This window comes from Aeromonas sp. 82P (assembly GCF_051919365.1).
GTDB lineage: Bacteria > Pseudomonadota > Gammaproteobacteria > Enterobacterales > Aeromonadaceae > Aeromonas > Aeromonas veronii.
On the sequence record NZ_JBQBEV010000001.1, the window covers coordinates 557,260 to 580,728 of the forward strand.

The following is a 23,469-nucleotide window of genomic DNA, read 5'->3' on the forward strand; positions in this document are numbered from 1 at the left end:
AAAGATACCCCGTTTATGGTTAAACGGGGTTCTGGCAGGCGGTGATTTGTCAGGGCGTGATGGGAATCGTTTTTCCCCGGGACTCAGGAGAGATCGAGTTCCTTCAGCTTGCGGGTCAGGGTGTTGCGACCCCAGCCAAGCAGGCGGGCGGCCTCCTGCTTGTGGCCGTGAGTGTGTTCCAGCGCGGTTTCCAGCATGATCCGCTCGAACTGGGGCATGGCATCGGCCAGGATGTCTGTCTCTCCCAGCGCCAACTTGCTGGCCACCCACTCCTGCAACTGTTGCTGCCAGCAACCGGGCAACGCCGGTTGGCCCGGTTCGGCACTGTTGGTGATGGGGGTGAGCAGCTCGGCAGGCAGGTCGCCGACCAGCACTTCTTGCCCCGAGGCCATCACGGTGAGCCAGCGGCAGACGTTCTCCAGCTGGCGCACGTTGCCCGGCCAGGGCAGGCGGCTGATATAGGCCTGGGTATCGGGGTGCAGGCTCTTGGCCTCCACATTCAGCTCTTTGGCGGCGCGCAACAGGAAGTGACGGGCCAGCTGGGGAATATCCTCACGGCGCTCCTTGAGAGCGGGGATGTGGATGCGGATGACGTTGAGGCGGTGAAACAGATCCTCGCGAAACTCGCCATCGGCCACTCTTTTCTCCAGATTCTGGTGGGTGGCGGCGATGATCCGCACATCCACCTGCACCGGCTGGTGGCCGCCGACCCGGTAGAACTGGCCATCGGCCAGCACCCTCAGCAGTCGGGTCTGCACATCCAGCGGCATATCGCCGATCTCGTCGAGAAACAGGGTACCGCCGTCGGCCTGCTCGAAGCGGCCGTGGCGGATGTTGTTGGCGCCGGTGAAAGCCCCCTTCTCGTGACCGAACAGCTCAGATTCGATGAGATCTTTGGGGATAGCCGCCATGTTGAGGGCGATAAAGTTCTTGTGGGCGCGCGGGCTGTGCTTGTGCAGCGCATGGGCGACCAGCTCCTTGCCGGTACCGCTCTGACCGTTGATCAGCACCGAGATGCTGGAGCGTGACAGGCGACCGATGGCGCGGAACACCTCCTGCATCGCCGGTGCCTCACCGATGATTTCGGGAGTGGCGGTGGCTTCTTGCTGGCGAGACTTGCGCTTGGTGCGCTGCTCCTTGAGGTGATTCTCGGCGCGGCGCACCAGGGTCACCGCTTCGTCGATGTCGAACGGTTTGGGCAGGTACTCGAAGGCGCCGCGCTGGTAGGCGTTGACCGCGCTGTCGAGATCCGAGTGGGCGGTCATGATGATGATGGGCAGATCGGCCTGACGGCGGTGGATCTGCTCCAACAGGCTCAGGCCGTCGATACCGGGCATCCGGATATCGGAGAGGATCACATCGGGCGAGCGCAGCTCAAGGGCGTGCAGCAGGGCTTCGCCATCGGCAAAGCTCTCGCAGTTGAAGCCTTCGCTGCCGAGAGTGCGCTCCAGCACCCAGCGGATAGAACTGTCGTCATCGACGATCCACACTTTGGCGGTCATGGGGTTCCCTTACTTGCGAAGCGGTAGAAAAATGGTGAATTCGGTGTGACCCGGCCAGCTGATGCAGTCAATTCGCCCCTTGTGCTGGTCGATCAGGTTCTGGGCGATGGAGAGGCCGAGCCCGGTTCCCCCCTCCTTGCCGGTGATCATCGGGTAGAACAGGGTGTCGCGAATGGCATCGGGAATGCCGGGGCCGTTGTCGATGATCTTGATCTCCGCTGCCAGCCGGTAACGCTGGCCGTGGATGGTGATCTGGAACGCGGTGCGGGTCTTGATACGGATAAGCCCGGTTTGATCGCCCAGCGCTTCGGCGGCATTGCGCACTATGTTGAGAAACGCCTGCTGCAGCTGATCCGGCTCCATCTCGAATTCGGGGATGCTGGGATCGTAATCCCGTTCGATGCGAACAGAGGGAGGGAGTTCGAGCTCCACCAGTCGGCGTACCTGCTCCAGCACCGAATGGACATTGTGCATCTGGTGACGGCCGGGGCGCTGGGGGCCGAGTAGCCGATCGACCAGTACCCGCAGCCGATCGGCCTGTTCGATGATGATGCCGGTATATTCGCGCAGGGCCGGATCCGGCAGCTCTTTTTGCAGCAGTTGCGCCGCGCCGCGCAGGCCGCCGAGGGGATTCTTGATTTCGTGGGCCAGCCCGCGCACCAGCTCCTTGGCCGCCAGCTGCTGGGCATGTTGCTGCTGCTCCTGGCTGATCTTCTTCTGCTGGTCGATCTTGCGCAGCTCCACCACCAGCAGACGCTGTTCGTGGTCGGCCATCGGGGTAGCGCTCAGTTCCACCAGTCGCGGTTCTCCCTCTACCACCAGAGTCACTTCGCTATCGGTAAAGCCTTGCCCTGACACGAGGCACTGCTTGAGCCGCTGCAAATCGAGGGAGATATGTTCCAGCAGATGGGGCAGTTCGATGCCGATCAGCCTGCGTTCACTGAGGGAGAGCAGCTGTTCAGCCGCCGGGTTGACGAACTGGATGCAGAGCCGCTCATCCATCAGGATCACGGCGGTCAGCAAATTATCCAAGAGTGTTTTGGCGTTGTCCGAGCGGGTTGGCACAGGTTTCTCCCTAAAACGGTGCTACACACCTGTCATGCACCGATATGGTGCATAGAGTTTACCCGCATCGGTGCGCTATATCACCCCTAGTCGGCTTTGGGGGTGGGTTTGGGAGCCGGCGTCACGCTCGCTCTATGCAGGTAAAAGGTGACTGCACTGGATTTAGCAAGGATCGTACCGTCTTTGGCGAGCAGCTCGAGTTGAGCCTCGTGGGCGCCGCGATCGACGTTTTCGACGCGGACAGAGAGGCTGTTGCTGACGATGGGGGCGGCTTTGCCATCCAGGGTCAGGCGCACATCATACTGGGTCGGAGGTTTGGGGCTGATGGTGCCCTGAAAGACGATGTTGCCTGTGTTGTCGCGCAGGGTGCTGCCCTGTTCCGGGGAGAGCAGTTCGATGGTCAGCTTGGCCGCCTCTTTCTCTTTCTTGGCATCGGCGCCGGTCAGGCTGTTGAAGTTATCCACCTGCACCGATCTGGGCGCGCTGCTGCCCAGCAGCGGGGCGACCCGCAGATCGACCTCTTTGGCGTTTTTGCCGGGTGGTGGCGCATCCGAGTAGTGGGTGATGCCATTGCCATCGACCCAGGAGTAGACCTTGGCCGCATCCGTACCGAACGAGGTCAGCAACAGGAGGCTGAGCACCCCTATGCCATGCTTGTTGTTCATCCATCTCTCCTTGACGGTATTTTGCTTAATCCTATCAGAGAAAAAACCCGCCAGATGGCGGGTTTTGTCACGATTAAGCAAGCTGACCTGATTTAAACGGCCAGTCTGCTGAGACTTAGACGGAGTAGTACAGTTCGAACTCCAGCGGGTGCGGGGTCATGCGCACACGGTCAACATCCTGCTGTTTCAGTTCCAGATAGGAGTTGATGAAGTCATCGCTGAACACGCCGCCACGGGTCAGGAACTCGCGGTCAGCATCCAGAGCGGCCAGGGCTTCGTCCAGAGAACCGGCAACGGTCGGCACTTCTGCAGCCTCTTCCGGCGGCAGGTCGTACAAGTTCTTGTCCATGGCATCGCCCGGATGGATCTTGTTGATGATACCGTCCAGACCGGCCATCAGCTGGGCTGCGAAGGCCAGGTACGGGTTGGCAGCCGGATCCGGGAAGCGCACTTCGATACGACGGGCTTTCGGGCTCGGTACCACCGGGATACGGATGGAGGCAGAGCGGTTGCGGGCAGAGTAGGCCAGCATGACCGGTGCTTCATAACCCGGAACCAGACGCTTGTAGGAGTTGGTGGTCGGGTTGGCGAAGGCGTTGATGGCTTTGGCGTGCTTGATGATACCGCCGATGTAGTGCAGCGCCATCTCGGACAGACCGCCGTACAGGTCACCAGCGAACAGGTTGACGCCGTTCTTGGCCAGAGACTGGTGGCAGTGCATGCCGGAGCCGTTGTCACCGAACATGGGTTTCGGCATGAAGGTAACGGTCTTGTTGTAGGCGTGGGCCACGTTGTGGATCACGTACTTCAGTACCTGTACTTCATCAGCTTTCAGCGTAAGAGTGTTGAAGCGGGTAGCGATCTCGTTCTGACCGGCAGTGGCCACTTCGTGGTGGTGAGCTTCAACGACCTGGCCCATCTCTTCCAGCACCAGACACATGGCGGCGCGGATATCCTGGGAAGAGTCGACCGGTGCAACCGGGAAGTAACCGCCTTTCACGAACGGACGGTGACCCTTGTTGCCATGCTCATAGGCAGTGCCGGAGTTCCATGCGGCTTCTTCAGATTCGATTTTCACGAAGCTGTGGCCCATGGTGTTGGAGAAGGTGATGTTGTCGAACATGAAGAATTCCGGCTCCGGCCCGAACAGCACGGTGTCAGCGATGCCGCTGGACTTCAGGAAATCTTCTGCACGCTTGGCGATGGAGCGCGGATCGCGGTCGTAGCCCTGCATGGTGGCAGGCTCCAGCACGTCACAAACGATGTTCAGGGTGGTCTCTTCGGTGAACGGGTCCAGCTTGGCGGAGGCTGCGTCCGGCATCAGTACCATGTCGGATTCGTTGATGCCCTTCCAGCCGCCGATGGAGGAACCATCGAACATCTTGCCGTCTTCGAAGAAATCTTCATCAACCTGGTGAGCAGGGATGGATACATGCTGCTCTTTACCCTTGGTGTCGGTAAAGCGCAGATCAACAAACTTGACTTCGTGTTCCTGGATCAGGGCCAAAACGTTCTGGGCTGACATGCTAAGTAACCTCCGGTGTTAAAACTCTCTGGGTGAATGCGTCGTCGTATTCACATAAGCCAGTATCGTGCCAAGTTTGTGACAGCTTGATTTCAGGGCAATCTCGCTGAAGAGGCTCCCCAAAATCAGGCGATCTCGACTCGCGTTGCATCAATTTAGTGCGGTGGTGGATCGTTTTGGTGCACTGTAATGGTGCGCGAAATACGGTCACCGCCCATCTAAGCAGGGTTTGTCAGAGAGGTCTATGATCCAGATCTGTTGTTATGCGCGAATGTACTGCAATTCTGCTAGGCAGATCACAAAGGCAAGAGTACAATTAGCGCCCAATTTTACCCGGTGATTGAGGCGAGAATGTTAGAGAATTTACGCAATATTGCGATTATTGCGCACGTTGACCACGGCAAAACGACTCTGGTTGATAAGCTGCTGCAGCAGTCCGGCACCCTGGACCGCTCCACGGAAGGCCAGGAACGGATCATGGACTCCAATGATCTGGAACGGGAACGTGGCATCACCATTCTCGCCAAGAACACTGCGATCCGCTGGAATGACTACCGCATCAACATCGTTGATACCCCGGGTCACGCCGACTTCGGTGGTGAAGTAGAGCGCGTACTGTCCATGGTTGACTCCGTGCTGCTGCTGGTTGACGCCGTAGACGGCCCGATGCCGCAAACCCGTTTCGTGACCCAGAAAGCGTTCGCTCAGGGTCTGAAGCCGATCGTGGTCATCAACAAGGTTGACCGTCCGGGTGCTCGTCCTGACTGGGTAATGGATCAGGTATTCGACCTGTTCGACAACCTGGGCGCGACTGACGAACAGCTGGATTTCAAAGTTGTTTACGCCTCTGCACTGAACGGTTGGGCCACCATGGATCAGGACGTCGAGTCCGAGAACATGGAGCCGCTGTTCCAGGCTATCGTAGACAACGTTGAAGCGCCGAAGGCTGATGCCGAAGGTGGTTTCCAGATGCAGATCTCCCAGCTGGACTACAACTCCTACGTGGGTGTTATCGGTATCGGCCGTATCACCCGTGGTCGCGTCAAGACCAACCAGCAAGTCACCATCGTTGGTGCTGACGGCAAGACCCGTAACGGTAAAGTCGGTCAGGTGCTGGGTTACCTGGGTCTGTCCCGTACTGAAGTTACCGACGCGCAAGCGGGTGACATCATCGCTATCACCGGTCTGGGCGAGCTGAAAATCTCCGACACCATCTGTGATAACGGTGCCGTTGAAGCCCTGCCGCCGCTCTCCGTTGACGAGCCGACCGTGAACATGACCTTCCAGGTCAACACCTCACCGTTCGCCGGTAAAGAGGGCAAGTTCGTGACCTCCCGTAACATTCTGGAGCGTCTGAACCAGGAGCTGGTCCACAACGTGGCCCTGCGCGTGGAAGAGACTGATGATCCGGACAAGTTCCGTGTATCCGGTCGTGGTGAGCTGCACCTCTCCATCCTGATCGAAAACATGCGTCGCGAAGGTTACGAACTGGCTGTGTCCCGTCCGGAAGTAATCCTGCGTACCGTTGATGGCGTTCTGCAAGAACCGTTCGAAACCGTAACTGTGGACGTTGAAGAAGCGCACCAGGGTTCCGTGATGGAGCAACTGGGTCTGCGTAAGGGCGAAATGACCAACATGACTCCGGATGGCAAGGGTCGTGTCCGTCTGGACTTCATGATCCCGAGCCGTGGCCTGATCGGCTTCCAGACCGAGTTCATGACCATGACTTCCGGTACTGGTCTGCTCTACCACACCTTCGACCACTACGGTCCGCACAAGGGTGGCAGCATCGGCGAGCGTCAGAACGGCGTGCTGATCTCCAACGCAACCGGTAAGGCTCTGACCTACGCCCTGTTCGGTCTGCAAGACCGTGGTCGTCTGTTCATCGGTCACGCGACCGAGGTGTACGAAGGCCAGGTGATCGGTATTCACTCCCGTTCCAACGACCTGACTGTTAACTGCCTGAAAGGCAAACAGCTGACCAACATGCGTGCCTCCGGTACCGACGAAGCTCAGGTGCTGACTCCGCCGATCCGCATGACTCTGGAACAGGCTCTCGAGTTCATCGATAACGACGAACTGGTCGAAGTGACTCCGAAGAACATCCGTATCCGCAAGAAATTGCTGACCGAGCTGGATCGCAAGCGCTCTGGCCGTGGTTAATGTCATGTGCTGAGTCTCGGCAGCCCTCGCGGCCGCTGACGGTTCACTGATAAACGGGCCCAAACCTCTGGTTTGGGCCCGTTGTTTTTATACCTGTGATTCACTCTGGCCATCTTGATGAGGTCGTCCAGGCTATCCGGTAATGGGGCTGATGAGCGTTGAGGGAAAGTCGTGGGGATGGGTGAGATAAAAAAGCCGCAGCGGGTGAACGCTGCGGCTTTTTGCTGGCTTGTAGCGAGGGATTACTGGCGCCAGAACGAGGGGAAGAAGAGTACGGCGACCGTCAGGATCTCCAGTCTCCCCAGCAGCATGCCGAATGACAGCAGCCACTTGGCCGATTCCGGCAGGCTGGCAAAGTTGGTACTGGGGCCGACCACCGGGCCCATGCCCGGGCCGACGTTGGCAACGGCGGTGATGGAGCTGGAGATGGCCGTCAGGGGGTCAAGCCCGATGGCACCCAGCAGCGCGGCTATCACCAGAATGATGGCGAAGTAGGCCAGCACGAAGGAGATCATCGAGCGGATGATGGCGTCATTGACCGTCCGGCCGTTGTACTTCTGGGGGAAGACGGCAGAGGGGTGCATCAGCTGGCGCATCTGCTTTCTAAACAGGGCAAACGCCACCTGTACCCGGAAGATCTTGAGACCACCCGCAGTGGAGCCGGAGCAGGCCCCCAGCGCCAGCAGCACGATGAAGACGATGCTGGCGAGCGGTCCCCAGGTGCCGAAGTCACCAAGACCGTAGCCGGTGGTGGTGAGCACCGAGACGATGTTGAAGCAGCTGATGCGCAGGGCATCCCAGAAGCCGAACAGGTCTCTCTCCCACAGATAGAAGGTCATGATGACGGTGACCCACACGACCAGCCAGAAGAAGCCACGCACCTGGGCATCCTTGAACAGGCTGTTGTCCCTGTGGTTGAGGCTCTGCACATAGAGCAGGAAGGGCAGGCCGCCGAGGAACATGAACAGGGTGCCAATCCAGTGGGCCGAGTTGGAGAAGTGGGACATGGATTGATCGGAGGTGGAGTAGCCGCCGGTACTGAGGGTGGTCATGGCGTGGTTGATCGCCTCGAACATGTTCATGCCGCTGGCCCAGTAGGCCATGAAGCAGAGCATGGAGAGCACCAGATAGACCACGACAATGTTGTTGGCGACCGTCTTGGCACGCGGGGCGCTTTTATCTGACCAGTCCGAGCTCTCGGTCTGGAACAGCTTCATGCCGCCGACGTTGAGGTAGGGCAGCACGGCAACCGCCATCACGATAAAGCCGACCCCGCCCAGCCACTGCAGTATGGATCGCCACAACAGGATGCTGTGGGCCATGTTGTCGAGGCCGGAGAGCACGGTGGACCCCGTGGTGGTCACCCCGGACATGGTCTCGAAGTAGGCGTCGGTGAAGTTGATGTGGGTGATGAAGACAAAGGGCAGCGCCCCGAAGATACAGGCCACCACCCAGACCGAGGTGGTGAGCAGGAACATCTCCCGCACCCCCAGGTGGAACTCCGCCTTGCGCCCGTAATGGAGGCAGAGCAGGGCGGCGCCGTGGGTGATCAGCACGGACTTGAGAAACTCGACAAATCCCTCTGACCCGGTGAGCAGTGCCAGCAAGGTGGGCAGCCACATGAAGAGCGCCAGCTTGGAGAGCACCAGCCCGAGGGTGAAGATAATGGGACGCAGCTTGATCATGTTCGATAACCTGGTCGTTGATTAACAAAAGACCCGGACCATCCCCTTGGGGGAGCTGAGCCGGGTCTGGTTTGACAGCCTGTGCACATGAAGACGTTACAGGAAGAAGGGGCTTGGCTGGAACAGCCGCTCCACTTCCGGGATGTACTTCTTGTCCACTAGGAACATGACCACATGGTCATCCTGCTGGATCTTGGTGCGATCGTGGGCTATCAGCACCTCATCCCCGCGTACTACGGCACCGATGGTGGTGCCCGGCGGCAGCTTGAGCTCGCCCACCGTCTTGCCGACCACCTTGGAGGTGTTCTCATCGCCGTGGGCGATCGCCTCGATCGCCTCGGCAGCACCGCGGCGCAAGCTGTAGACGTTGGCGATATCGGCCCGGCGCACGTGGGTCAGCAGGGCCGAGATGGTGGCCTGCTGCGGCGAGATGGCGATATCGATGGAGCCACCCTGCACCAGATCCACGTAGGCGCCGCGCTGGATCAGCACCATGGTCTTCTTGGCGCCCATCTTCTTGGCGAGCAGCGCCGACATGATGTTGGCCTCATCCTCGTTGGTCACGGCGATGAAGACGTCGATCTGGTCGATGTGCTCCTCGGCCAGTAGCTCCTGATCCGCCGCATCGCCGCAGAAGACGATGGTGTTCTCCAGCAGTTCGGAGAGCTGCTCCGCCCGCTTCTGGTTGCGCTCGATAAGCTTGACGCTGTAGCGCTTCTCCAGCTGACGGGCGAGGCCTGCGCCGATGTTGCCGCCACCGACGATCATGATGCGGCGGTAGGGGCTCTCTAGGCGCTGCAGCTCCGACATCACGGCCCGGATATGGCCCGCGGCGGCGACGAAGAAGACCTCGTCATCCGCTTCGATGATGGTGGTGCCTTGCGGACGGATCGGGCGGCCCTGACGGAAGATGGCCGCTACCCGGGTCTCGATGTTGGGCATGTGCTCGCGCAGGGTGGAGAGGGCGTTGCCTACCAGCGGGCCACCGTAGTAGGCCTTGACCGCTACCAAACCGACGCGGCCACCTGCAAAATCAACCACTTGCAGGGCACCCGGGTATTCGATTAGGCGACGCACATAGTCGGTCACCAGCTGCTCCGGCGCGATCAGGTGATCCACCGGCACCGATTCTGGCAGGAACAGGCGATCCCGCTCGGTCAGATAGGCTGGCGAGCGGATCCGCGCCACCTTGTTCGGGGTGTTGAACAGGGAGTAGGCCACCTGACAGGCGATCATGTTGGTCTCGTCACTGTTGGTGACGGCGACCAGCATGTCGGCATCCTGAGCCCCCGCTTCGCGCAGCACCTTGGGGTGAGCGCCATGGCCGTTGACCACCCGCAGGTCAAACTTGTCCTGCAGTTCGCGCAGGCGTTCGCTGTCGGTGTCGACGATGGTGATGTCGTTGTTCTCTCCGGCCAGGTTCTCGGCCAGAGTGCCGCCGACCTGGCCGGCTCCCAAAATGATGATTTTCATAGGGAACGTCTACTCACGTTGAGGCAGTAAAGGGGCATTTCGCCTGCATGGCGATTGCCCCGGAAGAAGCATGTCAGCGTCACAGCTTGACCAGCTTGGCGTAGTAGAAGCCATCCATCTCGGCTTCACCCGGCAGGAACTGACGACCCGGGCAGTCCGGGGTGTCCTGTTCGTGCAACGGTACCAATTTGGCATCTTTGGTCGCGGCAAGGAAGGCGCGGATCTGTTCGCGGTTCTCTTCCGGCAGGACGGAGCAGGTGGCGTAGAGCAGGGTGCCGCCGCTCTTCAGCTTGCCCCAGAGGGCGTTCAGAATACGGCGCTGCAGCTCGGCCAGCTCGCGGATGTCCTGATCACGGCGCAACCACTTGATGTCGGGGTGGCGACGGATAACACCGGTGGCGGAGCAGGGGGCGTCCAGCAGGATGCGGTCGAACTGGCCCTCCGGCCACCACTGTTCCGGTGCCGCGGCATCGCCGTGGATCACTTTGGCGGTCAGGCCGATGCGATCCAGGTTCTCCTGCACCCGCTTGAGGCGGTTCTCGTCGGCATCAACGGCGACCACCCCGGCCAGCTTGGGCTGACGCTCCAGCAGGTGGGCGGTCTTGCCGCCGGGGGCGGCGCAGGCATCCAGCACCCACTCACCCGGTTGCGGGTCGAGCAGTGCCGCGGCCTGTTGTGCTGCACCATCCTGTACCGAGCAGTCACCGACCTCGAAGCCGGGCAGCTTGGTCACATCGCAGGGACGCTCCAGCAGGATGCAATCCTCGCCCTCTTCACCGGCCACCGCATTGATGCCGGCTTCGGCCATGCGAGCCAGCATGGCATCGCGGCTCTGGCGCTGGCTGTTGTTGCGGATCCACATGGGGGGACGCTGGTTGTTCGCCTCCATGATGAATTCCCACTCATCGTGATAGGCCTGACGCAGGCGCTTGGTGAGCCACTCCGGATGACCGAGGCGAATGCTGGGAACGCGGTCGATGCGCAGCAGAATGACTTCGGCGCTGCGCTGGAAGTTGCGCAGCACGCCGTTGATGAGGCCACGCAGGGAGGTGCCCTTGAGCAGTTTGACGGCGTTGACGGTCTCGGCCACCGCGGCGTGAGCCGGAATGCGGGTGTAGATGAGCTGATAGAGACCGACCAGGATGAGGTAGTGGAAAATGCGGCTCTTGTTTTTGAGCGGCTTGTCCATCATCTCGTTGACTGCCGCATCGAGGCGGGGCAGCCAGCGCAGGGTGCCGTAGCAGAGTTCTTGCAGGAGAGCGCGATCGCGAGGTGCAACCTTCTCCTGGGCAGCAGGCAGAACAGCGGAGAGGGATTGACCCTGATCCAGCACCTGTTGAATAACGAGAGCGGCCTGTGCACGTGTTTTCATAGAGTTACCTTAGATGCGCAAGTCGGGGCCTGGGCCCCGCTTGTGTCAATTCAATCCAGTTCAATTCAATTGCGTGCCGGGTTCAAACCAGTCGCGGCGAGAGTTGAGCAGATCCGAAACGGACATCGCCTTCTTGCCGGGCGGTTGCAGGGTCAGCAGGCGCAGTACCCCTTTGCCGGTAGCGATATCGATCCCCTGCTTGTCGGCCTTGAGCAGGGTGCCGGCGGGTTGGCCGTGGTCACTGTCAATGACGGCGGCTTGCCATACCTTGACGGTCTGGTCAGCCACTTCAAACCAGCTGATGGGCCAGGGGTTGAACGAGCGGATGCAGCGTTCGATGGCAGCAGCCTCCATCGACCAGTCGATACGGGCCTCTTCCTTGGAGAGCTTTTCGGCGTAGTTGGCCAGCGCATCATCTTGCGCTTCGGCAGCGGTTTCACCGGCGGCCATGGCATTGATGGTGTCGACCAGTGCCTGCGGGCCCAGCTCGGCCAGCTTGTCATAGAGGCTGGCGGAGGTCTCGTCGGCGGTGATGGGGCAGCTTACCTTGCGGATCATGGCGCCGGTATCCAGTCCCACATCCATCTGCATGATGGTGACGCCGGTTTCGGCATCGCCCGCCCAGATAGAGCGCTGGATCGGTGCGGCACCGCGCCAGCGGGGCAGCAGGGAGCCATGGACGTTGATGCAGCCCAGCCGCGGGGTATCGAGTACCACCTTGGGCAGGATCAGGCCATAGGCAACCACCACCATCAGGTCGGCACCCAGTGCAGCAAGCTCGGCTTGCGCCTCTTCCTTGCGCAGAGAGGCAGGTTGGTAAACCGGCAGGTTGTGGGCCAGTGCCAGCTCTTTGACCGGGCTGGCGGTGAGCTTCTGGCCACGGCCAGCGGGCTTGTCAGGCTGGGTATAAACGGCAACGACCTCGTGGTCGGAAGACAACAACGCCGCCAGATGACGGGCGGCGAAGTCGGGAGTACCGGCAAAAATCAGTTTCAGCTTATTCAATGGGGCAGATCCTCAGAGGACTTTGCGATCTTCACGGGCCATCTTTTCCAGCTTCTGGCGAATGCGCTGGCGCTTGAGCGGGGACAAGTAATCCACAAACAGCTTGCCGACCAGATGATCCATCTCATGCTGGATGCAAATGGCGAGCAGATCGTCGGCTTCCAGCTCGAATGGCTTGCCGTTGCGATCCAGGGCGCGGATTTTGATCTGTTCAGCGCGAGGCACCAGAGCACGGCTGCCGGGCACGGAGAGGCAACCCTCTTCAATGCCGGTGCTGCCGCACTGCTCGATGACCTCCGGATTGATCAATACCAGAGGATCTTCACGGTTTTCAGAGACATCGATCACTATGATGCGCTGGTGAATGTCGACCTGAGTCGCGGCCAGGCCAATGCCTTCCTCCGCGTACATGGTTTCGAACATATCATCTACAATCTGTTGTAACTCGGGTGTAAAGGTCTCGACAGGGGCTGCAACGGTGCGCAGGCGCTCATCGGGAAAACGCAATACATCTAGAATGGCCATAGTTTTTTCTTTAGTTTCGTATAAATGCAGTCAATATTGGCGTAATTCTAGTCATTTACGCCGACAAAAAACAGCAACACTTTGCGTACAGAGGTAACAGGGAGTGTTATGTATCTGAAGCAAACCATCCTCGCCTGCCTGCTGGTGACCGTGAGTCAGGCAGCATTGGCCGATCAGCTCAGGCTGAAAGCGGGTTACCCCGAAAGTTATGTAGTGCAAAAAGGCGACACCCTGTGGGATATCTCCGGCAAGTATCTTTCCGAACCCTGGCTCTGGCCCCGTCTCTGGAACATCAATCCGCAGATTGCCAATCCTCACTGGATCTACCCCGGTGATGTACTGCATCTGAGCTGGGTCAATGGTGAACCCCGGCTCGGCAAGGCGATGCAGGGGGGCAAGCAAGTTATCCATCTCGGCCCGAAAACCCGTTACGAGAACAAAGCCAACCCCATTCCGACCCTGCCTATCAGCGAGATAGGCCCCTTCCTGCAAACTGACCATATTCTGGCAGACAGCCAGCAGCAGAAAACCTTGCCCTATCTGCTGGGGTCGGATCAGAAGCATATCGGCATGCTGGAGGGGGACACCCTCTATGTGCAGGGCTCCCTGACGCCGGGGCAGGTTTATGGCATTTATCACCCCGGAGTGGTCTACAAGGATCGCGAAACCGGTGAACTGCTGGGCCAGGAGGCGATCTTTGCCGGTGTGGTGCGGGCCGTGGCGCGTCTTGATGGCGATCGGACTGAGGTGACTCTGACTCATAACCAGCGCGAAGTGCTGCAGGGCGACAAGGTGATGCCGCTGCCGGCTCAGGAAAACATGCCCGCCGTCTTCACACCGAAAGCGGCACCTGCCATCACGCCGGGCTATATCATCGATTTGCCGAACAAGACCCGGGGCGGTGGCAAGTTTGATGTGGTGCTGATCAACCGGGGTGGCCGCGATCAACTGGTCGCCGGGGATGTACTGGATGTCAGACGGCCCGGTGCTGCTCTGGTAACCAAGAATGGCGATGTACAGTACAAGGAGCTCTCGTCGGTTTTTAACCGGGTGTTTTACAGCAGCAACAAGAAGGCACCATTGCCCTCTGAAGCGATTGCCCGTGTCATGTTGTTCAAGGTGTATGACAAGCTGAGTTACGGTCTCATCATGCAGAGTAACGACATGGTGAGTGCGGGCTATCAGGTCACTCACTTCTGACGTGAACTACCCCGACGCGCGTCTGGCGCTCTGGCTAACTCTCGATGCGGTCACCGGTATTGGTCCGGTGACCGCTGCACGTCTGTTGGAACGGGCTGGGGGAAGTATTGAGGCCCTGTTTCAGAGCGATGAAGCGCAACTGCATGGTATGGGGCTGTCGTCAGAGCAGATCAAACAACTGCGCTGGCCCTCGCCTGTGGTTGAGCAGAGCCTGGCTTGGGCCGCTTTGCCTGACAATCTCCTTATTCCGCAAGATCACCCGATTTATCCACCCTTGTTGCGGGAGATTCCCGCGGCACCCCTGTTGCTCTACTGTCGTGGCGATCTTGCTGCGCTATCGCGACCCCAGCTGGCAATGGTGGGGACACGCCATCCTACCTATGCAGGCAAAGATAATGCCTCCCGCCTCTGTAGCGAGCTGGTTGGATGCGGGTTAGCTATCACCTCGGGCCTTGCGCTTGGTATCGATGGTGTTTGCCATCAGCAAGCGCTGGCTTGTGGTGGTATCACCCTTGCCGTATTGGGTTCCGGGCTGGATTGTCTCTACCCCAAACGCCATCAGGGGCTGGCAGGTCAGATTCTGGAGAGCGGTGGTTTGCTTATCTCCGAGCTGGCGCCGGATAAAGGACCGCTGGCTGAACATTTTCCTCGTCGCAACCGTATTATCAGTGGTCTGTCGCTGGGAACTCTGGTGGTGGAGGCGACCGAGCAGAGCGGTTCGCTGATCACCGCCCGCTATGCACTTGAACAGGGGCGCGAAGTGTTTGCGGTACCCGGTGCCCCGCAAAACGCCCAGGCGATAGGGTGCAACAGATTAATTCAGCAGGGGGCCAAACTTGTGTTGAGTGCGGCCGATATAGTGGAAGAGCTGCCAGAGTGGATCGCACGGCCACATCCGTCGGTCATACCATCTGAGCAACCGCATAATAGCGAATTGCCTTATGCCGATTTGTTGGATAACGTAGATTATGAGACCACGAGCGTGGATACCGTTGCCGAGCGGGCCCAGCTTCCTGTCGAAGTGGTATTGGGCAGGTTGGTAGAGCTGGAGCTGGCCGGTGCAGTGATGGCGGTAGCCGGTGGATACGTCAGAGCGAGGAGGGCGAATCATGTTTGATGTATTGATGTACCTTTTCGAGACCTACATCCACAGCGATGCAGATGTGATGGTCGAGCAGGATGAGCTCACCGACGAGTTGAGCCGGGCCGGTTTCGATAAAGAAGAGATCGACAAGGCACTCGACTGGCTGGAGCGACTGGCTAATCTGCACGATAGCGAGCGGGAGGTCTATGTCACCGCCAGCGCCCAAGGCTCGATGCGTATCTATGCTCCGCAAGAGCTGGCACGCCTCAGCACCGAGTGCCGCGGCTTCCTGCTCTTTCTGGAACAGGCCCAGGTGCTGAATGCCGAAACCCGCGAGATCTGTATCGAGCGTCTGCTCGAACTGGACAAGCCGGATATCGAGCTGGATGACCTGAAGTGGGTCGTCATGATGGTGCTGTTCAACGTACCGGGCAGTGAAAATGCCTACCAGCAGATGGAAGAGCTGGTGTTTGATGAGTCAGACGGCGTCATTCACTGACAGTCCGGTGCCGCGCTGGTAGAATTCAGGCCATCTGGATTTCAAGGCGCGGCCCATGTCAAAAATCGATCATCACCTCTTTTCAGCCCACGAACATGCCTTCGAACGCGAGCCGTGCCCGCAGTGCGGGGCCGAGCTGGTGATCCGCCAGGGCAAACATGGCCCCTTTCTCGGCTGTTCTGCCTATCCTGCCTGTGATTACATCCGCTCCCTGACGCCATCCGGCCGCGACATCGAAAAGGTGCTCGAAGGCTCTGCCTGTCCCGATTGCGGAGAGCCGTTGGCGATCAAGAAGGGGCGTTACGGTCTCTTTGTCGGTTGTACCCAGTATCCGGCCTGTCAGCACATCGAATCCCTGCAGGAGAGTGACGATACCCAGATCCTCTGCCCCGAGTGCGGTAAGGGTCATCTGGTGAGCCGCACCTCCCGCTACGGCAAGCAGTTTTACTCCTGTGATGGCTATCCACACTGCAAATATGTGGTGAACGACAAGCCGATCCCCATGCCTTGTCCCGCGTGTGGTTGGGGCATCATGGTAGAGAAAAAAGTGAGGGGAGCTCTGCGTTGGGTCTGTCCGCAAAAGAAATGCGGCCACCAAAGTGAGCAGGTATAATCCCGCCGCCGCAACCGGATTGAAACGTTTTCGGTGAACTTCAACCCCCCACTTGGAGTAAGGAAATTCCCACCATGAATAAACCCTTTGTTGCCGTATTGATGGGCTCTGATTCTGATTTCCCCGTGATGCAAACCACCCTCGAGGTGCTCAAGTCATTTGATATCGCAGTGGAAGTCAAAGTCACCTCCGCGCACCGCACGCCGGCTGCGACCCATCAATATGTGACCGATGCCGAGGCCCGTGGCTGCAAGGTCTTTATCTGTGCTGCCGGTCTGGCGGCGCATCTGGCGGGTGCCGTTGCTGGCATCACGACTCGTCCCGTGATCGGGGTGCCCATCGACGGTGGTCCGCTCAAAGGGCTGGATGCGTTGCTCTCCACCGTGCAGATGCCGGGTGGTGTACCGGTAGCGACCGTGGCGATCGGCAAAGCCGGTGCCAAGAACGCAGGTTATCTGGCAGCCCAGATGCTGGCAGTAGCCGATGATGAACTGGCGGCCAAGGTTCGGGCCGAACGCCAGAAGAATGCCGAAGAGGTGATTGCCAAGGATGCCGCCCTGCAGGCTCAACTCAAGTAAGTGAATAGGTGGCGATCCGGATGTGTCGTATTTTTCCTGTGCAACAGCAACACGTCACTTTGCCATGGTCGCCGCCATACGGATTCAACTTGCTACTAAGTGACGAGGCGGCAGCCAGGCTGCCGCATTTTTCCTATGCCAAATGAATTTGAACAGGCGGTTGCCGCCCTCCAGCAGGAAGGGGTGATTGCTTATGCGACCGAGGCCGTGTTTGGTCTGGGATGTGATCCCGACTCCGAAGTGGCGGTGCAGCGGCTGCTGGCCATCAAGCAGCGTCCGGTTGAGAAGGGGTTGATCCTGATTGCTGCCGACGTAGAGCAATTGCAGGATTACATCGATCTGAGCCAACTTAGTGGTGAACAACTGGCTCGGGTTGAAGCCAGCTGGCCCGGCCCCTTTACCTGGATCATGCCTGCCCGTGCAACGACGCCGGCCTGGCTGACCGGGCAGTTCGAGACCCTCGCGGTGCGCGTGACGGCTCATCCTCAGGTGCAGGCGTTGTGCCGTGCCTTTGGCAAGCCGCTGGTCTCTACCAGCGCCAACCTGACCGGTGAGGAGCCTGCCCGTCGGGTGGCCGATATTGGTGAGCGGCTGGCAAGCAAGTTGGCCTATATCCTGCCCGGTGAAGTGGGTGGTCAAGCTAACCCCTCCGAGATCAAGGACGCCCGAACCGGCGCCATTATCCGCCCCTCCTGAGCTGGCGGATACGTCATGATTTGCTATCAATCTGCTGAGTGGTGAGCTCACCGGATTGATTTAACTATAAAAATGGACAGGGCGTTCACGATCCTGCCTGACTGGAGACAAGATGAGCAAACCGGATGTGGCCCAGGTCAAGGCCTTCCTGTTGCAGTTGCAGGACGAGATCTGCCGTGGTCTGGAGCAGGCCGACGGCAGTGGACTCTTTGTGGAAGATGCCTGGAGCCGTGAAGGCGGTGGCGGTGGTCGCACCCGTGTGCTGCGCCACGGCGCGGTGATCGAGCAGGGGGGCGTCAACTTCTCCCATGTCTATGGCGATGCCATGCCTGCCTCTGCTACAGCCCATCGGCCCGAGTTGGCCGGTCGCAAGTTCGAGGCTATGGGCGTGTCGCTGGTGATCCATCCGCACAACCCCTATGTGCCGACCAGCCACGCCAACGTCCGTTTCTTCATTGCCGAGAAAGAGGGTGAAGAGCCAATTTGGTGGTTTGGCGGTGGCTTCGATTTGACGCCGTTCTACCCGTTTGCCGAGGATGTCCAGCACTGGCATCAGGTCTCCCATGATCTCTGCCAGCCCTTTGGTGATGAGATCTACCCCGAGTTCAAATCCTGGTGCGATCGCTACTTCTTCCTCAAGCACCGCAACGAGACGCGAGGGGTGGGCGGTCTCTTCTTCGACGATCTGAATCGCTGGCCTTTTGCCGACTGCTTTGCCTTTATGCAGGCGGTAGGTCGAGGTTATCTCGATGCCTACCTGCCGATCATTGAACGACGCAAGGCCCTGCCCTATGGCGAGCGGGAGCGGGAGTTCCAGCTCTATCGTCGCGGTCGTTATGTGGAGTTCAATCTGGTGTATGACCGTGGCACCCTGTTCGGGCTGCAGACCGGCGGACGTACCGAGTCGATCCTGATGTCGATGCCACCGCTGGCACGTTGGGAGTATGACTGGCAGCCGGAGGCGGGCACTCCTGAAGCCTTGCTCTACACCGATTACCTCACGCCGCGAGAGTGGCTGTGACTCGAGGGACCATGATGGTCCCTTTTTACTGGCCGTTATTCGGCTTGTTCCCGAGTGCGAAAACCCGTTAAATCGGAATATTGCCCTCTGATGGAACTCTTTGATGGATCGTTATCTGGTTTTTGGCCACCCGGTGCGCCACAGCAAGTCCCCCTTCATTCACACCCTGTTTGCCAGACAAACCCAGCAAGAGCTGGAGTATGGGCTGGCTGAACCCGCCGTCGACGAGTTTGCCCAAGCCCTGCGCACCTTCTTTGACCAAGGGGGAAAGGGATGCAATGTCACCGTTCCCTTCAAGGAGCAGGCATTCACTCTGGTCGATTGCTTGAGCCCGAGGGCCAAGCGGGCGGGCGCGGTCAATACCATCAAGCTGACCGATGATGGCGTGTTGCTGGGGGATAATACCGATGGCGCCGGATTGGTCGCCGATCTCAAGTCCCATGGTGTGACGCTGGCGGATAGCCGGATCCTGCTGCTGGGGGCCGGTGGCGCGGCTCGCGGTGCATTGGCGCCGCTGCTGGCTGAGTTGCCGAGCGAGCTGGTGATCGCCAACCGCACCCACACAAAAGCGCAACAGTTGGCTGCCGAATTCCACGATCTGGGGCCTGTGACTGCCCAGACCTATGAGCAGTTGGCAGGGCCATTCGATCTCGTCATCAACTCTACCTCCGCCAGCCTGCAAGGGGAGCTGCCGCCGTTGGTCCCTGCCCTGATCCACACTGATATTGCCATCTACGACATGATGTATGGCGCCTCGGATACGGCGTTTATCAGTTGGGCCAAACAGCATGGGGCCCGTCAAACCATGGATGGACTCGGCATGCTGGTGGAGCAGGCCGCCGAAGCGTTTACCGTGTGGCGCGGAATTCGTCCCGGGACTAAACAGGTATTGAGAGAGTTGAAGCGCAACTTGGGGGTGATATGAACCAGGGTATTCTGTTTCCCGACCTGATGGAGTGGCAGGCTGACGAACAGCGGGTGCGTTTTCCTGCCCAGCAGATGGGGGCGCTGATAGATTGTTACATCAGTCAGCGGCGGCTGGAGAGAATGACAGGTCTGGCGCTGACGAGGGAGGATGACATCGTCAGAGCCTTCGAAAGTGTACGTTTTGATATTGAAGACATGGCTGAAAAACTCATTGAAGAACAAGAGTTTGCTGAAGATGGCGCTATCTATCTCTGATTTTCAAAGTTTTTTTGTTTTGTAGCGGAACTACTTTGAAATGGCGCTGACTAACTAGATAGTTGAGGAAGTGCTAGCTAGTCACCTTTATAACTCCCCGGTATTCGTACTGGGGATTTTTTTATCTTTATGAAAATAAAAGATTTTTTCTTAATCTGTAAGTTGTGAAACTAAATTACATAAATTACTTTCACTTTCTGCTGCTTTGCTGTACAGTTGTCTGCGTAGGGTACAGAGGTAAGATGTTCTATCTTTCAGACCTTTTATTTCACGTAATTGAATGTGGCTGAATAGCTGCCCCGATGAGGTTCTCATCGGGGTGTTTTTTTATGCGCATCATTTAGAGTAAATGCTTTAAATTGGCGATGCATTTGATAGAATGAGGCTGCTTCTTGAGGAATACCTGTCGTCTGGTACTCAAGATTCAGCTTCTTCCCAATTTTTTGAACTTATTATTTCAGGCTGGATGGCATCACTGTCGTCCGGCCTCATTTTTATCCCTTCTAGTTAGATTTTGTAATTAAATTTCATTTTTGTCTCTTTTTGTAATTCTTGTTCGTTTTTAAAGAACGAACTTGAAAACGCTATCAACACCTACTTAAGTTAATTATTTTTGTGAATTAACTACCTATCTATATGAACTTTAAGCAGTATTGGATATAGCAGGGGAGGCGAATGCGGGGTATTTGTCGTGAGGCAGGTGAAAGCGGCAATCTGAAACCCTTTCAATCAGCGGAGGAGTGCTCCGCCAATTGCAAGGAGAGCGAGGAGTAGATTACTCCTCGGCAGGTTGCTGTTCATCAGCGTCCAGCAGGTCGGTATCGTCACCACTGACGTACCATTCGGTCAGGGTTTGCGCCAGCTTCTCCACACCGATATTGGTGAGGGAGGAGAACGCTTCGACCTGGATCTGGGAACCGAGGTTGGCAACGGCCTGGCGCACCTTGATCACCTGGTTGTTGCGCGGGCCGGGGCTCAATTTGTCAGCCTTGGTCAGCAGCAGCATGACGGGCAACTGACGGTGCGAGCTCCACTCCAGCATGTTCATGTCGGTATCTTTGAGCGGGTGGCGGATGTCCATCAGGATCACCAGACCTTTCAATGACTCACGGCGCTGCAGATACTCTGCTAGTGACTTTTGCCACTTGAGCTTCATTTCGAGCGGAACTTGCGCATAACCATAACCCGGCAAGTCGACCAGACGCTTGCCCGGTTCCAGCTCAAACAGGTTGATCAGCTGGGTACGACCGGGTGTCTTACTGGTGCGCGCCAGGTTCTTGTGTTTGGTTAAGGTGTTCAATGCAGATGACTTACCGGCGTTGGAACGGCCGGCAAACGCGATCTCGACACCCCCATCATTTGGCAGGTGACGGATGTCGGGTGCGCTGGTCACAAAATGCACCTTATTGAAATTCAGAGTTTGTGTATCCAACGTAAATTCCCCATGGAGATAGAGGGTTATAGAGTTACTTTTTTGTAAAATGGTGTAAAATAGCGTCGCTTAAACGCGTTTATTTTAACATGCCTTCAGCGGCATGGGATCTGGAAGCCTAATAACGAAAAGTTGGAACGCCATGAAGAACCTAGTCATTACTCTTGCTCTGATGGTTGGCGTAACGGGGATGGCACAAGCCAAGGGCGATGCCGCTGCGGGACAGACCAAGGCTGCCGTTTGTGCGGCTTGTCATGGACCGGACGGAAACAGCCTGGTTGATATGTACCCCAAAATTGCTGGTCAGCACGCATCATATATCAAAAAGCAGTTAGTTGAACTGAAGGCTGCCGCTTCTGGTCAAATTGGCCGGGTTGCGCCAGTGATGGGGCCGATGGCGTTACCTTTGTCGGAACAGGACATGGATGACCTGGCGGCTTATTTCTCCAGCCTGAAGGTTACCCCTATCGCTGTCCCTGACGACGTGGTCGAAGCGGGCAAGGCACTCTATATGGGTGGTGACATGAGTCGCGGTCTGGCAGCTTGTACGGCTTGCCATGGTCCCCGTGGCTCGGGTGTCGAACAGGCGAAGTATCCCAACCTGTCCGGCCAGCATCCTGCCTATATCAAGGCTCAGCTCACCGCATTCCGTGCCGGGACGCGTGACAACGATCCGAATGGCATGATGCGGGATGTTGCCAAGAAACTGACTGATCAGGATATCGAAGCCCTCTCCAAATATGTGGCGGGTCTGCACTGATATAGTCGATACGGTCGATTTGAGTTGAAACGGGGAGCCTGGGCTCCCCGTTATTTTTATGGCTTTCAGATAATTCTCGGTTTAATCCCCCCGTTCTGTAAGAGATCTCCCATTCTCAAGGCAGGCCAAGGCTCATAAAATTGCATAAAATATTAAATAATCATTATTTATCAATGAATTATATAAGTATTGATATTTTTCGACATGTTGAGAATGTTTTGAGTGGATTGAGCCGCTTTATAGAGTTGGTACAGTAGGCTTAATGGATTCACCCACGGATTGGGTGGCGGTTTCACGACAGGGTGTTGTGAGCAGAGGATGGCTGGCGTGGCGGGATGCCATGGGCTCGGATGAGCTGGCAAAGGATTGAAGGATCAGGATGGTGACCATCTCCGGAGCGGGATGGGGTTGCGGGATGCAGACTCCCCGGCACGATGGCAGGATGCGGTCGAGACGGGTCAAACAGGCACACGCACATTCAGGAACGACCAATATAAGGTCAGGATGACCACACAACGATATGATGCGGCGACAAGTTGTCAAGGAGAGGACGAAACAGATTGTTTTGCCATTCAGGATGGCGCACGCATGAACATATCAAGGCAGCTTCGGCTGCCTTTTTTCTTTTGGGTCATTAACCCGATCAGCCATTCTGTGTCAAAATACCAGCAACATGCCCAGAGGATACCGATCCTGCGGTGTTCAGTGGCCTGATTGGGCCTGATTGGTGCGGGATCCTGCTCTTGTTCCAGCCTTACTGTTCCTCGCATCGTATCCCACCGGGTGAGATCATCCCGGGTACGGGTCAAACCAGTTATTTTCGGAGTTAGCCATTCATGTCTGCCAAACAACCCACTCGCAAGCCTACTGGCAAGCGCAAAGAATCTGATGTCAGTGCTCAGGAAGGCCGTGAGCGTAAACGGGCTGCCAAGCGCAAGGGCCTGAAGGCTGGTTCTCGTCAGCAAGTTGAACAGCCGAAGAACAAGTCTGGCAACAGCCAGTCCAAAGATCCGCGTATCGGTTCCCGCAAGCCGGTAGTTCTGGTGGTGGATGACAAACAGAAGAAGCCGGCAGCACCCAAGGCGGTGAAAGAGAAGAAGCTGGTGATGACGCCCGAGCAGGAGCTGGCTTCCATCGAAAACGATGACCGCTTGAATGATTTGCTGGATCGTCTTGATGCCGGTGAAACTCTGGAAGCGGCCGAGCAGGCTTGGGTTGATCAGCGTGTCGACCGTTATCAGGAGCTGATGGATGAGCTGGGCATCATCGACAACGACGATGATGAAGATGATGAGCTGCCGTTTGATGATGGCGATGACGCCGAGTTCGACGAGCAGAAACCGGCCTCCGAAGAGGAGTTGTGGGACCGTTTCAACCAGGTCGATTTCAAGCCGGAACCCAAGCCTGAGCCGAAGAAAAAGTGA

The 23,469-nt window shown here is 57.8% G+C and carries 22 protein-coding genes; 12 read left to right on the top strand and 10 right to left on the bottom strand.

Annotation, left to right across the window (positions count from 1 at the left end; all coding sequences use genetic code 11):
* Positions 1 to 83: 83 nt before the first annotated feature.
* From glnG to glnA, 4 genes are all read right to left on the bottom strand, one after another.
* Positions 84 to 1,502 carry a nitrogen regulation protein NR(I) gene (glnG, locus tag ACTG2S_RS02570; RefSeq protein WP_151285730.1) on the bottom strand — a complete coding sequence of 473 codons (1,419 nt, stop codon included), beginning with the start codon at positions 1,500 to 1,502 and terminating at the stop codon, positions 84 to 86.
* Positions 1,503 to 1,511: 9 nt separating this feature from the next.
* A complete protein-coding gene (glnL, locus tag ACTG2S_RS02575) occupies positions 1,512 to 2,567 on the bottom strand; it encodes a nitrogen regulation protein NR(II) (protein WP_005356202.1) in 1,056 nt (351 codons plus the stop codon).
* An 86-nt stretch (positions 2,568 to 2,653) separates the two neighbouring features.
* Positions 2,654 to 3,232, bottom strand: a complete 579-nt coding sequence (locus ACTG2S_RS02580) for a DUF4124 domain-containing protein (protein ID WP_005339670.1) — start codon at positions 3,230 to 3,232, stop codon at positions 2,654 to 2,656.
* Between the two features lie 115 nt (positions 3,233 to 3,347).
* Entirely contained in the window at positions 3,348 to 4,757 is a 1,410-nt protein-coding gene (glnA, locus tag ACTG2S_RS02585) for a glutamate--ammonia ligase (RefSeq protein WP_005339672.1), read from the bottom strand.
* A gap of 351 nt (positions 4,758 to 5,108) precedes the next feature.
* Between glnA and typA the strand changes: the two genes are divergently transcribed.
* Positions 5,109 to 6,920: a translational GTPase TypA gene (gene typA, locus ACTG2S_RS02590; protein WP_005339679.1), complete on the top strand. Its 1,812-nt coding sequence runs from the start codon at positions 5,109 to 5,111 to the stop codon at positions 6,918 to 6,920.
* Positions 6,921 to 7,162: 242 nt separating this feature from the next.
* Here the strand turns inward: typA and ACTG2S_RS02595 are convergent, their stop codons facing one another.
* The 5 genes from ACTG2S_RS02595 to def all read right to left on the bottom strand — a co-directional run bounded on the left by ACTG2S_RS02595 (position 7,163) and on the right by def (position 12,980).
* Positions 7,163 to 8,605, bottom strand: coding sequence for a TrkH family potassium uptake protein (locus ACTG2S_RS02595; RefSeq protein WP_069527008.1), 1,443 nt, complete (start codon positions 8,603 to 8,605; stop codon positions 7,163 to 7,165).
* A gap of 96 nt (positions 8,606 to 8,701) precedes the next feature.
* Complete coding sequence (gene trkA, locus ACTG2S_RS02600) at positions 8,702 to 10,078, bottom strand: Trk system potassium transporter TrkA (protein ID WP_005339689.1); 1,377 nt, start codon at positions 10,076 to 10,078, stop codon at positions 8,702 to 8,704.
* 79 nt (positions 10,079 to 10,157) lie between these two features.
* Positions 10,158 to 11,450 (bottom strand): 16S rRNA (cytosine(967)-C(5))-methyltransferase RsmB, encoded by a 1,293-nt coding sequence (gene rsmB, locus ACTG2S_RS02605; RefSeq protein ID WP_005356215.1) that lies wholly within the window; start codon positions 11,448 to 11,450, stop codon positions 10,158 to 10,160.
* Between the two features lie 60 nt (positions 11,451 to 11,510).
* Positions 11,511 to 12,455: a methionyl-tRNA formyltransferase gene (fmt, locus tag ACTG2S_RS02610; protein WP_201947328.1), complete on the bottom strand. Its 945-nt coding sequence runs from the start codon at positions 12,453 to 12,455 to the stop codon at positions 11,511 to 11,513.
* 12 nt (positions 12,456 to 12,467) lie between these two features.
* Positions 12,468 to 12,980 (bottom strand): peptide deformylase, encoded by a 513-nt coding sequence (gene def, locus ACTG2S_RS02615; RefSeq protein ID WP_005357510.1) that lies wholly within the window; start codon positions 12,978 to 12,980, stop codon positions 12,468 to 12,470.
* Positions 12,981 to 13,088: 108 nt separating this feature from the next.
* Between def and ACTG2S_RS02620 the strand changes: the two genes are divergently transcribed.
* The 9 genes from ACTG2S_RS02620 to ACTG2S_RS02660 all read left to right on the top strand — a co-directional run bounded on the left by ACTG2S_RS02620 (position 13,089) and on the right by ACTG2S_RS02660 (position 19,853).
* Positions 13,089 to 14,180, top strand: a complete 1,092-nt coding sequence (locus ACTG2S_RS02620; protein WP_274160748.1) for a LysM peptidoglycan-binding domain-containing protein — start codon at positions 13,089 to 13,091, stop codon at positions 14,178 to 14,180.
* Position 14,181: 1 nt separating this feature from the next.
* On the top strand, positions 14,182 to 15,297 hold the full coding sequence (dprA, locus tag ACTG2S_RS02625; RefSeq protein ID WP_274160749.1) for a DNA-processing protein DprA: 1,116 nt from the start codon (positions 14,182 to 14,184) through the stop codon (positions 15,295 to 15,297).
* A complete protein-coding gene (locus ACTG2S_RS02630) occupies positions 15,290 to 15,763 on the top strand; it encodes a DUF494 family protein (protein WP_005339699.1) in 474 nt (157 codons plus the stop codon). The genes dprA and ACTG2S_RS02630 overlap by 8 nt, the downstream gene beginning before the upstream one ends.
* Before the next feature lie 55 nt (positions 15,764 to 15,818).
* Positions 15,819 to 16,376 (top strand): DNA topoisomerase family protein, encoded by a 558-nt coding sequence (locus ACTG2S_RS02635; RefSeq protein ID WP_274160750.1) that lies wholly within the window; start codon positions 15,819 to 15,821, stop codon positions 16,374 to 16,376.
* A 74-nt stretch (positions 16,377 to 16,450) separates the two neighbouring features.
* A complete protein-coding gene (purE, locus tag ACTG2S_RS02640; RefSeq protein WP_245097242.1) occupies positions 16,451 to 16,954 on the top strand; it encodes a 5-(carboxyamino)imidazole ribonucleotide mutase in 504 nt (167 codons plus the stop codon).
* Positions 16,955 to 17,089: 135 nt separating this feature from the next.
* Positions 17,090 to 17,650: a Sua5/YciO/YrdC/YwlC family protein gene (locus ACTG2S_RS02645; protein WP_005356244.1), complete on the top strand. Its 561-nt coding sequence runs from the start codon at positions 17,090 to 17,092 to the stop codon at positions 17,648 to 17,650.
* Positions 17,651 to 17,762: 112 nt separating this feature from the next.
* Positions 17,763 to 18,671, top strand: coding sequence for an oxygen-dependent coproporphyrinogen oxidase (hemF, locus tag ACTG2S_RS02650; protein WP_274160751.1), 909 nt, complete (start codon positions 17,763 to 17,765; stop codon positions 18,669 to 18,671).
* A 103-nt stretch (positions 18,672 to 18,774) separates the two neighbouring features.
* Complete coding sequence (gene aroE / locus ACTG2S_RS02655; RefSeq protein WP_274160752.1) at positions 18,775 to 19,596, top strand: shikimate dehydrogenase; 822 nt, start codon at positions 18,775 to 18,777, stop codon at positions 19,594 to 19,596.
* Positions 19,593 to 19,853, top strand: a complete 261-nt coding sequence (locus ACTG2S_RS02660) for a DUF1488 domain-containing protein (protein WP_019445781.1) — start codon at positions 19,593 to 19,595, stop codon at positions 19,851 to 19,853. The genes aroE and ACTG2S_RS02660 overlap by 4 nt, the downstream gene beginning before the upstream one ends.
* 775 nt (positions 19,854 to 20,628) lie before the next feature.
* Here ACTG2S_RS02660 and yihA read toward each other — a convergent pair.
* The gene (gene yihA / locus ACTG2S_RS02665) at positions 20,629 to 21,285 is read right to left on the bottom strand and encodes a ribosome biogenesis GTP-binding protein YihA/YsxC (RefSeq protein WP_026034975.1); all 657 of its coding nucleotides are present in this window, start codon (positions 21,283 to 21,285) and stop codon (positions 20,629 to 20,631) included.
* A gap of 142 nt (positions 21,286 to 21,427) precedes the next feature.
* Here yihA and ACTG2S_RS02670 point away from each other — a divergent pair, with 142 nt between their 5' ends.
* Entirely contained in the window at positions 21,428 to 22,045 is a 618-nt protein-coding gene (locus ACTG2S_RS02670) for a c-type cytochrome (RefSeq protein WP_005339710.1), read from the top strand.
* Between the two features lie 836 nt (positions 22,046 to 22,881).
* On the top strand, positions 22,882 to 23,469 hold the full coding sequence (gene yihI, locus ACTG2S_RS02675) for a Der GTPase-activating protein YihI (RefSeq protein WP_019445784.1): 588 nt from the start codon (positions 22,882 to 22,884) through the stop codon (positions 23,467 to 23,469).

Coding starts and splice junctions, on each gene's coding strand:
- glnG (WP_151285730.1), bottom strand. CDS start 1,502: ATGACCGCCAAAGTGTGGATCGTCGATGACGACAGTTCTATCCGCTGG.
- ACTG2S_RS02580 (WP_005339670.1), bottom strand. CDS start 3,232: ATGAACAACAAGCATGGCATAGGGGTGCTCAGCCTCCTGTTGCTGACC.
- glnA (WP_005339672.1), bottom strand. CDS start 4,757: ATGTCAGCCCAGAACGTTTTGGCCCTGATCCAGGAACACGAAGTCAAG.
- typA (WP_005339679.1), top strand. CDS start 5,109: ATGTTAGAGAATTTACGCAATATTGCGATTATTGCGCACGTTGACCAC.
- ACTG2S_RS02595 (WP_069527008.1), bottom strand. CDS start 8,605: ATGATCAAGCTGCGTCCCATTATCTTCACCCTCGGGCTGGTGCTCTCC.
- trkA (WP_005339689.1), bottom strand. CDS start 10,078: ATGAAAATCATCATTTTGGGAGCCGGCCAGGTCGGCGGCACTCTGGCC.
- rsmB (WP_005356215.1), bottom strand. CDS start 11,450: ATGAAAACACGTGCACAGGCCGCTCTCGTTATTCAACAGGTGCTGGAT.
- def (WP_005357510.1), bottom strand. CDS start 12,980: ATGGCCATTCTAGATGTATTGCGTTTTCCCGATGAGCGCCTGCGCACC.
- ACTG2S_RS02620 (WP_274160748.1), top strand. CDS start 13,089: ATGTATCTGAAGCAAACCATCCTCGCCTGCCTGCTGGTGACCGTGAGT.
- ACTG2S_RS02630 (WP_005339699.1), top strand. CDS start 15,290: ATGTTTGATGTATTGATGTACCTTTTCGAGACCTACATCCACAGCGAT.
- ACTG2S_RS02635 (WP_274160750.1), top strand. CDS start 15,819: ATGTCAAAAATCGATCATCACCTCTTTTCAGCCCACGAACATGCCTTC.
- purE (WP_245097242.1), top strand. CDS start 16,451: ATGAATAAACCCTTTGTTGCCGTATTGATGGGCTCTGATTCTGATTTC.
- ACTG2S_RS02645 (WP_005356244.1), top strand. CDS start 17,090: ATGCCAAATGAATTTGAACAGGCGGTTGCCGCCCTCCAGCAGGAAGGG.
- hemF (WP_274160751.1), top strand. CDS start 17,763: ATGAGCAAACCGGATGTGGCCCAGGTCAAGGCCTTCCTGTTGCAGTTG.
- aroE (WP_274160752.1), top strand. CDS start 18,775: ATGGATCGTTATCTGGTTTTTGGCCACCCGGTGCGCCACAGCAAGTCC.
- ACTG2S_RS02660 (WP_019445781.1), top strand. CDS start 19,593: ATGAACCAGGGTATTCTGTTTCCCGACCTGATGGAGTGGCAGGCTGAC.
- ACTG2S_RS02670 (WP_005339710.1), top strand. CDS start 21,428: ATGAAGAACCTAGTCATTACTCTTGCTCTGATGGTTGGCGTAACGGGG.
- yihI (WP_019445784.1), top strand. CDS start 22,882: ATGTCTGCCAAACAACCCACTCGCAAGCCTACTGGCAAGCGCAAAGAA.